Genomic DNA, 14,870 nt, shown 5'->3' on the forward strand with positions numbered 1-14,870 from the left:
AATGCTTCTGGTTTATTCCCGTCCTGCCCGATCCTTACAGCGACGGGATGGTGTCACCTGTTTGTTTGTGTCGGTCGATACCTAACATATCGACCAGATTGTCTACGGCAGCGGCGTAGCGCACCGTCGCGTCCCAGCCGTCATACAGCGCACCAATACGCGACGTATCGGCCTGAAAAACGTCCTGCTCAACACTGAGCAAATCGTTCAGACTGCGCTTGCTGAGTTTGTACTCGTCCTGATAGACGCTGCGGGTATGCGTCGCGCTGCCGAACTGTTCCTCGCCCGCGAGCTGGCGCTGCTGACCGCCGATCATGTCGGCATAAGCCGCCGATGCTTTCTGGTTGATATCCAGCTTGGCTTTTTCGACTTCGGCCTGTGCCGCCTGCCGCTGACCTTCTGCCGCGCGAACTTTGGCACTGACCGCCCCGCCCTGATACACCGGCGCATCCACCGCCAGTTGTACCTGATCGTCCCAATAGGAACCGCCACCGCCGCTGTTTTCATAGCGCGTACGTCCTGCCTGCACTTTCAGGGTCGGCCAGTGCTGAGCTTCGGTCTGATTAACTTCCTCGATCGCCGCCTGCTGTTTAGCCTGTGCGGCCCGCACCAGCGTGCTGTTTTCGTAAGGGATTTTGTTGAGGGTGACTTTCTGATCCAACAGGCTTTGCGGCAGATCCGGTAAATTGTCGGAAACCACGCCGGTCAGCACCGTCAGTTGTGCCTGTGCGGAACGTTGCTGGGCGCGATATTGCTCAACCGTGGCTCTCATCCCGGCAATACGCGTTTCTGCCTGCAACACGTCAGACTGCGAACTCAGCCCGGCGTCTGCCCGCAGTCTGGCGGTGTCACGCACACGTTCGAGAGAAGCGATATTGTCACGCGCCGCCAGGCTCAGCGCCTGATAGCGTTTGACCGAGAGATAGGCCTGCAGGGTGCTGAGCGCCACGTCGGTCATTGTGCTGTAAAGCGAATAACGATAGGAATCAGACAGGTATTCCTGCTGACTGATGCTGCCGCCGGTACGACCGAAGTCATACAGCAACTGGCTGAGCTGGACGCCCGCCGACGCGTTGTTGCTCAGGCTCCCTGCCGAGTCAGTCTGATGCGATTTCCCGGCGGTTCCCTGTAAGGAGATTTGCGGGTACCACGCACTTTTGGCCTCATCAAGGTTGCCTCTGCCGACGCGGATTTGCGCCGCAGCTTCAGAAATTTGCGGATTGCGCGCAAACGCCCGCAGGATAGCATCCTGCAACGTCAGGCTGGCACGCATCTCCTCAGTCGGCGCGGCCTGCCAGTTAAATTCCGGCTGTTTAACCGCCGCCATCCCCCCCGAATTCCCTGTTAAAACCGTCAGACACAAGGTGCCCAATATTGCGGTCAGTGACCGCATCGCTTTCTTATTTTTCATTACCGACACCACTTAATTACGCCGATTTTTTTGTGGGTACTGCTCTCTCCCCTGTGAAGTGGAGAGTTGGGGCGGGGTATCAATGGCATCGCAGTCGCCAGCAAAACCCCTCCCCGCCTCCCCCTTCGCAGGGGGAGGCCTACAGAATTAACTCTGCTGTACGTGCAGACCGTGTTGCACCAGAACGTCTCCCAGAGTGTTTGAGGTATCCAAAGATGCGTTGTGATAAACGTCGAAGGTCAGTCCGTCCACCGTACGTTGCCCGGTTTCGTTCCATGCGCCGTCGGTGCCCATTTGCAGATTCACCAGACTGCCCTCGCCCCCCCTGATGATCACTTCGTCGGACGGGTTATCCTTCACATTCAGCGCCTCATGCAGGTTCAGTGAGATGCTGTTAGTGCCGGAATTGCCTAAATCGAAGATATCGATATGTTCAACTTTCAGTCCGAGCAGCGTCAGGTCCAGATGCTGATGAGTACCCGCCAGCAACAGGGCATCGACACCGGTTCCGCCGTCGATTTGCGAGAAATCGAGGGTGTGAACCGAAATGGTGTCATTGCCCGCGCCGCCGAGGGCCACGCCCTCAATGGCCGTCAGATCAATGGTCATACCGCCAATAGAGAATGCTGTATCCGCGTGCGCGATGGTGTCTGCAGTGGTGGTGTCAGGCGTAGTGGTAGTTGAAGAGCTGTTGTCCGCAGTGGCCAGCGGATCTGTCAGCGTACTGGTAGCATGCGTCGCTGAAGTATCGCTGGTTGCACTGCTGGTATCGGTGGTGTGAACCGCCGCCAGTGTATGGGTATCGTCCACGGCCAGTGACTGAACGGCCAGACTGCTGGTCTCTGCCGGCAAGGTAGAACCGACGGTCAGCCCGACATGGGCATCGAATCCGTTACCCGCCGCATCCACCGCTTTCAGTTCCACCACCGCGCCGAGCAGTGCGTTCAGTAAGCCCACCAGTCCGTAGCTGCTCAGCAGCGCACTGGACAGTTTCACTGTCCACGAACCGTCTGCCTGCACGGTCCCTGCCAGCGTATTGCCCAGCAGAGTGACACTGACCAGGCCACCTTGGGCGATGTTGCGGCTGGTCCCGCTCAGCGTCAGACCCTGACCGCCGAGAATGCCGCCAACCACACCGAGCGTCAGGCCGAGCAGTGGATTCAGCGCCACCAGCGGCAATGCATGTGTCAGTACGTTCAGCGGGTTAGAAATGATTGCAGTGTTGCCCACAAGATCCGCAACCGAAACAGAGACCTGCGTCGAACCATCCGCCAGCCCTTTCAGCTCTGCCGAGGTGAACGGCACACTCCACGCGCCGTTGGTGATGGTACCGGTGTGCGTCACGCCACCAATAGTGACCGACACCGTGCCGTTGAGCAGGTTGGAGGTCCCGGTAATATTAGTACTGGCACCCGCTTCAGCGGCATTCAGATAACCGTCTCCGCCAAACAACGAGCCGAGTGACAGCGTTGGCAGGGTGTGAATACCCACCGTTGCTGTCGCACTGCCGCTGACGGCATGACCGGCAGCATTGGTTACCGACGCACCGACATTCAGCGCACCGTCAAGCAGGCTGGAGAGGGTAAGCTGCGGAATGGCCACACTGAAGGTGCCATCCGCTTTCACCAGTGCCGTCAGGGTATTGCCGCCGACGTTCAGGGTCACGGTCGATCCCTGCGCATTGGTGGTGGTTCCGCTGATGGTCTGAGTGAGCAGTGCATCCGCCGCGTTCAGCAGGCCATCACCAAATAACGGATTCAGCGTGATGGTTGGCAGTGACTGCGATACCACGTTCAGCAGGTTGGTGACCGATGCCGGGTTACCGGAGCCGTCCACCAGGCTGGCGACCACCGATTGAGTGCCGTTGAGAATAGCGCCCAGATCCGTCACCGGTACCGTCACGCTGAACACGCCGCCAGCGCCCACATTGGCAAGGTAGTTTTTGCCATTCAGGGAAATCTGCACTTGGGTGCCTTGCGCGACGTTGGTCGCGATACCGCTGATGGTCTGACCGGTCAGCAGGTCAACCACGTTCAGCACGCCATCGCCAAAGACCGGATTCAGGACAATCGATGGCAGATTGTGAATACCGACATTCAGCCCCACGGTATTTGACGCCGTGTTACCCACTTCATCGGTCACGGTGGTGACGAGGGTCAGATTGCCGTCAAGCAATCCGGCAAGTTGCAGCGGGGTCAGTGACGCGGAGAATTTGCCGTCACTGCCAACGGTTGCTGTCAGGTTGATCAGGCCGCCGCCGACGTTAATGTTGACCGTTTCGCCGACGTGCCCGTTGGTGACCGTACCGCTGATGGTCTGTGTCAGCAGCGCTTCAGCCGCATTCAGGATGCCATCTGCACCGAAAACAGGATCCAGCACAATTTTCGGTACCGCGTTAATAATGGAAGTCAGCGTGCTGCTGCTGGTGCTGGTATTACCGCCGTTGTCGGTAACAGAAACCACGACCGGGAAGGTGCCGTCGCCCAGCGCTTTCAGGTCACCCGGTTGCAGGGTGATGCTGAATGCGCCCGTCCCGTCGGTCGCGCCGAGGAAGGTTTTCCCGCCCAGCGTGACCTGCACCTGCGTTCCCGACGCCACGCCGCTGACTGTCCCGCCAATCACCTGGGTAGTCAGTGCGTCCGCTGCGTTGAGCAAGCCGTCGCCCAGGACCGACGTCAGGTTAATGACCGGCCTGACGAGATCCAGCACCGCATTCGCGGCCGCGCTGCCAACATTACCCGCCGCATCCGCCACCGTCACACTGACCGCAGCGGTCGTGCCACTCAGCAAGCCGAGAACGGACGGCGGAACAGTGACCAGGAAATGTCCGGTCGCATCAACTACGCCGTTAATGGTTTGTGTGCCGACCTGCACGGCGATCGCGGTACCTGCCGCAACGTTCGAGACCGTGCCGCTAATCGTCTGATTAACCAGCAGATCAGCGATATTGAGCACGCCGTCACCAAACACGGTATTGAGCACCACCTGCGGCAGATTGTGGATGGCAATCCCCACCGGAATAGGGGTAGAAGACGTGTTGCCCGCCGGGTCTGTCAGGGTGATACCCAGATTCAGGGTGCCATCCAGCAGTGCGCCCAGATCGCCCGGCTGGATCTGGATATTCCAGGTGCCTGCCGTCACGGTAGTGTTATAGGTTTTACCGCCAAGGGTCACGGTCACCAGCGTGCCGTCAACCGCCGTCGCTGCGCCCCCGATGGTTTGTGCCAGCAGAGATTCCGCCGCATTCAGCAGGCCATTGCCGCCGAAGATTGGCGTGAGGTCGCCCAGCACCGGCAAGGTTTTCAGCACATCAAGATTAAGTGCTTCAACCTTGGTGTTCCCCGCCGCATCGGTCAGGGTGAGATTGATAACCTGCGCACCATCGGTCAGTGCGCCGAGAACGGCGGCCGGTATGGTAAGTGACCACAATCCGTTAGCGCCCACGATTGCCGACAATGGCGTACCGTCAATTACCGTTGAGATAACTGACCCGACGCCCGCGCCAATCACCGTGCCGCTGAGGGTTTGCGCTACCTGTGATTCCGCCAGATTAAGGAAACCGTCGGTCAGCCCCAGTCCGCTGGCCACATTCAGATCCAGCAGTTTGTTGAAGAAGATATCCAGACCGGTACTGACGCTGGTGGTGTTACCCGCCGCATCTGTTACGGTGGCGGCCAGGGTCAGGGTACCGTCATTGAGCAAAATCAGTTGTTCAGGTGTCAGGTTAAGCGACCATGCACCGCCAGGCTGGATAAGCGCTGTCCCAATAGAGGCGCCGCCCAGAGTGACGTTCACTGTCTGCCCGTCCGCACCGCTGGAGGTCCCCCCCACCAGCACGTTGAGCAGTGATTCCGCCAGATTAATGACGTTATTACCGGCAACCGCATTCAGCGCCAGTAACGGCGCTGACGTATCGACAGTGATCGGATGCGGTGTCGCACTCCCTGTATTCCCTGCGGCATCTGTCAGCGTTGCAGTAATAGTGTTGTTACCGACGCCTTGTGGTAATGCCTGCAAATCGGCTGCCGGTACACTGACTGACCAGGTTCCGCCCGTCTGCACGACTGCCGTATAGTTTTTACCGTTGAGCGTGACAGTCACCACACTGCCCACGTCATTATTGTTGTTGTCAACCACCGTTCCTGAAATGGTTTGAGCCGATTTCGATTCAAGGTTGTTAATGGTGTTATCAGCGGTAAAGTCGTTAATGGTCACCACCGGCGCGGTGAGATCCACCAGAACATTGCTGGTCGCACTGGCCGGTGGGGCGATTGCAGTAATGGGCGTGGTTCCGCCATCGGTAAAGTCACTGGCGGGAACCAACACTGACCAAACTCCTCCTGAGATGATCGCCACATGCGGAATGCCCCCGATGCTGATGTTGACCGGCGTACCGTCCAGTAAACCGATTGACTTACCGGAAACGGTAATGTTCGTCAGATTGCCATCCGCCACGTTAATGATGTTGTCACCGGTCACCGGATCGATGGTGATGGCGAATGTTGGCGGCGTCAGATCAACAGTAATAGCCTGAGGCACCAGCAGATTTGCCGTGTTACCCGCCAGATCATTAACAGTCGCCGTGATCGTATCCGTACTGTCGAGCGTTGCCAGTTCAGCAGGGGTAAAGGTCGCACTCCAGGTGCCATCGCCCTGCACGGTAGCCTGATGACTTATGCCCCCAACTGAAACCGTCACCTGCTGTCCGGCCTGCACGTTCGTCGTGGTACCGGTGATGGTTTGCGGATTCTGACTTTCCGCATAGGTCAGGTCGAACCCCAGCCCTGCGAATGATGTCACAGCAACGGCTGGCAACTGGGTCACGGCAATGCCGACATCCGCCGAAGCCGAACCGGTATTGCCGCCGCCGTCCGTGACAGACACGGAGATTTGCTGAGCGCCCTGCGGAAGACCGGCGATTTCACCCGCTGTCACAGGGACCGACCAGTTACCGTCCGCATCCACCGTCACACCCGGAAGAGGTATCCCCCCGACAAGCACCACCACGCTTTGTCCGGTGCCAGTCAGTCCCGTCGTCCCGCTGAGAACTATTGGCGTTGTGGCAGCCGCTGCTGCTTCCGCAGCGCTCAGATAACCATCGCCAAACGGCGTATTGATGGTGACATCCGGCACGGTGAGATAGCTGTTAAACGGCTGCGTCGCTGGTGTACTGTTGCCCGCGGCATCTGTCACCGTCACGTTGATATCATGCAGACCACTGCCCAGAGAATTCAGTACGCCTGCAGGCAGACTCACCGACCAGTCACCGGTCGACGGATCGACGGTCGCGGTATAGGTGGTGCCAGCCACATCAATGGTCAGTTTAACGTTCTGGTTGTTGCCGGTGATGCCGGTATTACCGGTAATCACGTTCACGGCAGCCGCTTCAGCGATATTCAGATTGCCGTCGCCAAACGGCAGGTCGATAACCGGCACAGGGGCGGACAGATAGGACGTGAAGGTCAGTGTCGCATCGGTATGATTCCCCGCGCTGTCTGTCGCCGTGACGGTAATCTCGTGTGTCGCCGTCGCCAGACCCAGCGTTGCCAGCTGGGCGGGTGTCAGGTTCAGGCTCCAGTTACCGGTAGCCGGATCCACTATGGCTGTAAACGGACTGCCGGTTATGCCCGCGATAGCCACACTGACGGTTTGCCCGGCTCCGGTCACGCCGGTAGTACCCGTGAGCGTCTGGCCACCAACAGCCGTGGATTCGGCAATGTTCAGCGTACCGTCACCGAATGGCAAATTGATGGTCGGTGCAGGAACGTTGTGGATTTGTACACCGACAGAAACCGGCAGCACAGATGAGTTGCCCGCACTGTCGGTCACGGTCACCACCACCGGCCAGCTGCCATCCTGCAATGCCAGCAGTTCAGGGGACGTCAGCGAAACGCTCCAGGTTCCCGCCGCAGAATCGACCACAACCGGTACCGCGTTACCGTTGATGACCACGGTCACGGTCTGCCCCGGACTGGTGATCCCGGTGGTACCGGTAATCACCTGACCTGCCGGGTTTGACGCTTCATCGAAATTCAGAATGCCATCGCCGAATGGCTGATTAATGCCCGCCACGGGCAGAACATGGGTCAGAGCGGTGAAATCAAGGGTACCGGCCGCACTGGTATTCCCCGCGCTGTCGGTTGCGGTCACACTGATGGTGTGCGTGGCATCCGCCAGCCCCTGAAGCACACCGGAAGGCACCGTCGCCGTCCAGGTGCCATCATTGCCCACGGTGGCCAGCACCGGCGTGCCATCGACAGTCACCAGAACGGTCTGACCCGCGCCGGTAGTGCCGGTTGAACCGGTAATCAGCTGATTACCCGCCGCTTCGGTGGCGTTCAGAATGCCGTCCACAAACGGGGGATTGATGGTCGGTACCGGCAACGCAGACAGCTCAATATCCAGACTGGCGCTGGAAGACGCCGGGTTACCGGCAACATCTTCTGCCGTCACGGTCACCTGCACGATACCGCTGGTCAGTCCGCTGAGCAGGCCCGGCGAAACGATGGCCGTCCAGCCGAGTCCGTCAGGGTTCACCGTACCGGAAATTGGATCCGCCAGCCCCGGCACCGTCACCTGCACAGTCGTTCCCGGTGCCAGACCTGAGCTGGTTCCACTGAGGGTGAAACCGTTGGCCGCTTCACTGATATTCAGAATACCGTTCCCGGCAATCACACCAAAGGTCAGCACGGGTAATGCGTGCGTCGAAAGCGTGAAATCAGCAAAGGTACTCACGTTATTCCCGGCCGCATCGGTGACACGGACGTCGATGGTTTTGCTGCCATCGGTAGTAATGGCCTGCACATCTCCGCCCGGAATCGTGAGACTCCAGGCACCGGTACCGTCCGCGGTCGTGGTGTAATCTTTTCCGTTGAGCGTGACGGTAACGGTCAGGTTAGGATCCGTCGAACCACTGACCGGAATACCCAGCGCGGCTTCCGCCAGATTAATGATGTTATCCCCGCCGGTATCGACGGTCACGGTCAGTATCGGCGCCGCCGTATCAACGGCCACATTGTGTGTTGCCGTCGCCACGTTTTGCGCCACGTCATCTGCGGTGGCGGTGAAGGTATTATTGCCTGCTGGCAGCGCCTGAACCTGAGCAGCCGTCATCGGGAAGCTCCAGCTACCGTCGGCCTGCACAGTGGCTGTATAGGTCGCGCTGTAGTTTTCGCCGGTAATGACCACGGTGACGGTGCCATTCACAGGAACATGAGCGGAAGTCCCGCTGACAGTCATTCCCTGATTATGCTCAATGATATTAATGTAATCATCGCCGGAAATGGCATTGATGGTCAGGGTTGGCAGGTCACCCGGCTGGGTGATAACCGTGGCGTTGTGCGAGGCAGATGCCGGGTTACCGGCCAGATCCGTGGCGGTCGCCGTGACAGTAACCGGCCCGTCAGATAAGTTACCCAGATCAGCCAGAGGCACGGTAGCCGTCCAGTTGCCATTCGCATCAACCACGGCGTTGTAGGCTTTACCGTTAAAGCTCACCACCACAATCTGTCCGTTTTCGAGATGGGTGGATGTCCCGGTGATCGGAATATCCGCGCCTTTTTCGATCGCATTAATGTAATCGTCGCCGGACACCGCGGTAATCAGCAGCGTCGGCAAATCAACCGGATTAGCATCCACGCTGAAGGTATGCGGGGCTGTAGTGCTGTTCCCTGCCGCATCAGTGATCGTGGCGGTCAGCGTATACGTGGTATCTGTCAGCGACTGCACGACACTACTTGGCAGTGTAAAGCTCCAGGTACCATCCGGCTGAACCACTGCGGTGTACGTCACATTGTTAAAACTCAGCACTACGGAAACGGTTTGACCGGCATCCGGGATATCTGCGCTTCCGCTGATTACCACAGGTTGCAGCGATTCGGCCGCATTAATAATGTCATCCGTCGCCACCGGGTTAAAGGTTAGCGTTGGCAAGGTATAGTCGACGGTAATAGCGCTGTTAACGGTGCCCGCGTTACCGGCACTGTCAGTGGCAGTCACTACCACGTTTTGCGGACCTTCCGGTATCGCCTGCAAATCTGCCGCACTGAGGTTCACCGTCCAGATACCATTGGCATCAACAACAGCGGAATGATCCACCCCTCCGATATTGACCACCACGGTCTGGCCTGCGCCTGTGACTCCGGTGGTACCGGTGAGCGTCTGATCGGTATCCGCTTCCCGCTGATTCAGGAAGGTATCGCCAAACGGCGTTTCAATGGTGGGCACCGGCACGTTCTGCGTCGCGAGCTCAATATTGACCGGTGGCAGCGTAGTGGTGTTACCTGCCGCATCGGTCAGTTCAGCGGTCAGCGGATAACTGCCGTCAGCCAAGCCGTTGAGGGTATTGGCCGGAATGGTGGTGCTCCAGCTGCCGTTTGGCTGCACTTCTGCGGTATATGTCTGTCCATTGAAGGTCAGTGTCACCGTCTGCCCTGCATCGGCCGGATCACTGGTCCCGCTCAGGGTAATCGGCGCGCCAGCTTCGGCCGCGTTAATCACGTTGTCCGTCGCCACATTATCGAGTGACAGCGAAGGCGGTGTGAAGTCCACATCCACCGATCCCGGCAACGTAGCGGTGTTGCCTGCGGCGTCGGTCACATTCACAGTGAGGGTTTTCGTCCCTTCACCCAGCCCCTGTAAATCCGCCGAAGGGACGGTCACGGTCCAGCTACCGTCGGTTGCCACCGTACCGGTGTAAGGCGTGCCGTCAATGATGACTCTCACCGTCTGACCGTCACCGGTCAGCCCCGTTTTACCGGTCAGTATCTGATCGGTGGCAGCCTCCGTGCTGCTCAGCAAACCATCGCCAAACGGCGTATTCAGCGTCGGTTGCGGCAATGTGGTGTAAATGCCCAGATCCTGCGTCGCCGTAACCGCGCCCTGATCGGTCGTCACGGTAGTTACAATGACATGGCTGGTGCCGTCCGCCAGGTTAGCGACATCCCCCGAGGGCACATTAATGGTCCAGTTGCCGTCAGCGTTGGTCTGCGTGGTATAGGTCACCGTGCCCAGTTTGACGGTAACCGGCGTACCTTCCGGCACGTTGGCGGTTTTACCGCTGATGTCAAAACCTGCGCCCGCTTCGGTGGCATCGATTTTATTATCGCCGGTAATCGGGTTGATGGTCACTCCGCCCAGCGCACTGTTAACCGTGAAGTCTTCGCTGTTGCTGGCCGGGTTGCCGGCTTTATCGGCGACAGAAACCTCAATGGTTGCGGTGCCGTTTTGCAGCGCCTGCAAGTCAATCGCCGAAACGCTGACACTCCATGCACCGCTGGCTAACACCGTCGCCTGATATGTTCCGCTTCCGATACTTACGGTGACAATTTGTCCGGCTTCAACTTGAGTTGTCGTGCCGCTGACAGTCTGCGGGTTGGTGCGTTCCGCGCCATCGAGCGTGCCGTCTCCGGCAAACAGATCAATCTCAATCGTCGGCAATAATGCCGGATCCGCTTTCACCGTCACCGGTGTGGTTGCGGTTCCTGCGTTACCGGCAGCATCGGTGACGGTGACCGTCAGGATGTAAGTGCCATTGGCGACATTCGCCAGTGCATCCGCCGGAATGTTGACTGTCCAGCCACCGCCAGTCACCACGGTACCTGTATAGGTATGACCCGCAATACTGAGGGTAACAATATCCCCGGCCTCACCGGCACCGGCAGTGCCACTGACAGGAATAACCGCCCCTGCTTCTGCGGCATTAATGATGCCGTCACCGGCGACCGGGTTGATAGTAACTACCGGTGCCACCGTATCGATGGTTACCGGCACAGAAATATTACTGGTATTTCCCGCCGCATCGGTCACCGTAACCTGTACGGCGGCCGGTCCCTGAGGGATAGCCTGCAAATCTCCGGCAGGTACGATGGCGCTCCAGTTACCGTTAGCATCCACCGTGGCAGTGTACAGAATACCGCCGACGGTGACCGTGACGGCCTGTGCGTCGCCGCTTATCCCGGTGCTGCCGGTCAGTGTCTGCCCGGCAGCAGCCTCACTGGCATTCAGTTGTTTATCGCCAAAGGGGGTATCAAGCGTCGCAACGGGGAGGGAGTGAATGATCACACCGAAGTCACTGCTGCCGGATACCGGATTGCCTGCGGCATCTGTCGCGCTGACTTTCACCGTGTTGTTACCGTCACTGAGCAGTGCCAGATCAGCGGCCGGGATCGGCGTACTCCAGGCACCGCCAGTGCCGGTGGTTGCCGTATACGTTTTGCCGTTCAGCGTAATGGTGACCACGCTGTTCACAGGCACATTAGCGGACGTCCCGCTGAGAGTAATGCCGGCGGCGGCTTCACTGGCATTGAGCTGGTTATCGCCCGCCACCGGATTAACCGACAGCCCGCTGAGCTGGTTGTTGACCGTCAGGGTTTCGCTGCCGGTCGCGATATTGCCCGCTTTATCTGCCACGGATACGCTGATCGGGGTGGTACCGTTGGCGAGGGTCGCCAGATCCGCAGCCGGAATACTGATGCTCCAGTTTCCGCTTGGCTGTACCACAGCCGTGTAAGAATGACCGTTAAGCAAAATCAGCACTGTCTGGCCCGCTTCAACCTGTGAGGTCGAGCCACTGAGTGACTGCGCGGTTTGTTGTTCTGCGCCATCCAGTACATTGTTACCCGCAAAAGTATTCACGGTGATGGTCGGACCGTTGGCCGCATCTGCGACCAGTTGCACGTTTGAACCCACAGTGGTGGTATTACCGGCTGCATCTGACAGCTGGACTTGCAGAGGATAGTTGCCGTCCGCAATCCCGCTAAACGCGGCAGCAGGCACGGAAACACTCCACTGGCCGTTGGGCTGCACGATGCCGGTATAGGTTTCACCGTTGAGGGTCACGGTTACAGTACGTCCTGCTTCAGAAATAGAGGCGGTGCCGGTGATCGCCACGCCTGCGGCCGCTTCAGTACCGTTGATATATCCGTCGCCGGAAACCGGGTTAACGGTCAGAAGCGGCGAGGTAAAATCAGCCGTGGCATTGCCGCTTATGGCAGCGGTATTACCTGCACTGTCCGTCGCGGTAACAGAGATAGCCACATTGCCCTGCGGCAGCGCCTGCAAATCTGCGACCGGAACCTGAACTGACCAGTTGCCATCTGCGGCCACTGTCGCATTATAGGTGTGTCCGCCTAATGTAACGGTCACCGTCTGACCATCACCAGATTTACCCGTTGTGCCGCTGAGAGTTTGTCCGGCGGCGGCTTCTGCGCTATTGAGCAGGCCATCACCAAACGGCGTATTGAGAGTCGGTACCGGATTGGTGTTGTCGATACCGATATTAATGCTGTTGGATAAAATCACCCCGCCCGGCCCTTCGACAGTGGCAGAAATGCTGCTGAGGTCCGGATTCGCGCCCTTAATATCCCCAATCTCACCCGTGCTTAACAGCATGAACCATCTGCCATTCGCCCCCACCGTGGCTGTTTTAAACAGCGAACCGAAACGCACAGTAACGATGGCATTTTCCGCAACACCCAGTGTGGTTCCGCTGATTTCAATGCCGTTTGCGGTTTCAACGGCATTAATCACGTTATCACCGGTCACCGGATCAATCGCAATGCCGTTCTGTGAGGTATCAACGTCGAAGGTATCGCTGCCGGTCGCCGGGTTACCGGCTTTATCAGAAACGCTGACATTGATGGTTTTGGTGCCGTCAGTCAGTGTGACCATATCAGCCGCCGGAATAATCACACTCCAGTTGCCGCTGGCCTGTACCGTGGCCTCGTAGATGCGGCCGCTGAGCGTAACAGTGACGATCTGGCCGGCTTCGACGAGCGTCGTGGAGCCGGTCAGTACCTGCGCCGTCTGCACTTCTGCGCCATCAACCACCTTATCACCACCAAACGCGTTCACCGTAATGCCCGGCTGGAGGGTGGAATCGGCAGCCACGTGCAGCGGACGGGTGCTGGTCGTGGTATTACCCGCGGCATCCGTCAGGGTAGCGCTGATCGGGAAATCACCGTTGAGCCCGCTCAGCGTACCCGCCGGGATTGACGTGCTCCACGCACCGTCAGCACCCACAATGGCGGTGAACGGATGGCCGTCAATCGTGATATTCACCGTTCTGCCCGAGTCTGCGGACGAGGCCGTACCTGTTAAAGTCAGTGCGCCAGCGGCTTCGGCCAGACTGATCTGCCCGTCTCCGGCCAGCGGATTGATCACAAGCGTCGGAGCCACCGTATCGACTGTCACCGGCGTCGTGATGCTGCTGTGGTTACCCGCCGGATCTGTCACGGCGACCACGATATTATTGCTGCCCTGCGGCAGGGCACCGAGTACGGAGGATGGCACCGTGACGGTAAACGTACCGTCCGGTGCTACGGTGCCGGTAATTTGCTGACCGCCCACCGTGACAGTCACGGTCTGTCCGTTGCCGGTCAGACCGGTATTCCCTGTCAGTGTCTGGCTGGTCGTGGATTCGCTGGCATCAAGGGTGTTGTCACCGCCGAATACCGGATCCAGCGTCGGCGGTACACCGTGGATAGCCACATTGAGACCCGTCGTCTGACTGAGGGTATTGCCTTGTGAATCCACCATGCTGACCGTCACGGTAGTCGAACCGTCAGCCAGTGCCTGTAAGTCCGCTGGAGAAATGCTCAGACTCCATCCGCCACCCGTGGTGGTGGTCGTGTGATAAACCACACTGCCTACCGTGACGGTAATTTCTGTTCCGGCTGGCACATTGGCTGTCGTCCCGGTGATCACCAGTGCGCTTTGCGCTTCGCTGGCATTGAGCTGGCCATCACCGGAAACCGGATTGACGGTCAGGATCCCGGCGCTGTCGCTGATGATAAAACTTTCCGGCGCAGAGGTCGGGTTACCTGCCGCATCGGTCAGGGAGGCCGTTAGCGTATAAGCCCCTTCTGCCAGCGCAGAGACAATATTTGCCGGGATGGTCACAGACCAGGTGCCATCAGCACCGACGGTTGCACTGTAATGAATGTCGTTGAGCACGATATCCACCGCACGGCCTGCTTCAGAAACAGATGCCGTACCGGTGAGAATCAGCGGTTGCTGATGCCCGTTTGCATCAATAACGTTATCGCCATCCACAGGATTTATCGTCAGCGCTGGCGGCGTGGTATCCACCACCACCGTCACACTCCTGGTTACTGTTTCGCCTGACGTGTTAGTCAGGGTCACGGAAATGACATAGGTGCCGTCCGCCAGCGTTTGCAGTTCGCTGGCAGGAAGAGGAACGTTCCAGCGACCGCTGCCATCCACGGTCGTGGTGAAGGTTTTTCCGTTGATCGTCAGCACTATCGTGCTGCCGGCAGCCGCGTTGGTCGATATGCCGCTGAATGTTTGCTGGCTGGCAACGGCGACGCGGTTTAGGGTGTTATCGTTGGCAAAGGTCGACAGCGTCAGGGTGGGTGCAGCGCCCCCGGTCGTGCCGCCGTTATTTCCCCCATTATTGCCACCGCTATTTCCGCCCGTGCTACCCCCACCGGTATTCCCG

Annotated in this window: 2 protein-coding genes; both read right to left on the reverse strand. The window is 58.6% G+C overall.

Translation table 11 applies throughout. From position 1 onward, the window contains the following. Nucleotides 1-34: 34 nt before the first annotated feature. On the reverse strand, nucleotides 35-1,327 hold the full coding sequence (locus EVX52_RS10940) for a TolC family outer membrane protein (protein ID WP_370278332.1): 1,293 nt from the start codon (nucleotides 1,325-1,327) through the stop codon (nucleotides 35-37). 231 nt (nucleotides 1,328-1,558) lie between these two features. Beyond that, on the reverse strand, nucleotides 1,559-14,779 hold the full coding sequence (locus EVX52_RS10945) for an Ig-like domain-containing protein (protein ID WP_255466709.1): 13,221 nt from the start codon (nucleotides 14,777-14,779) through the stop codon (nucleotides 1,559-1,561). Nucleotides 14,780-14,870 lie beyond the last annotated feature (91 nt).

It is taken from the genome of Rahnella sp. CFA14(1/10) (assembly GCF_004195095.1).
Classification (GTDB): domain Bacteria; phylum Pseudomonadota; class Gammaproteobacteria; order Enterobacterales; family Enterobacteriaceae; genus Rahnella; species Rahnella perminowiae.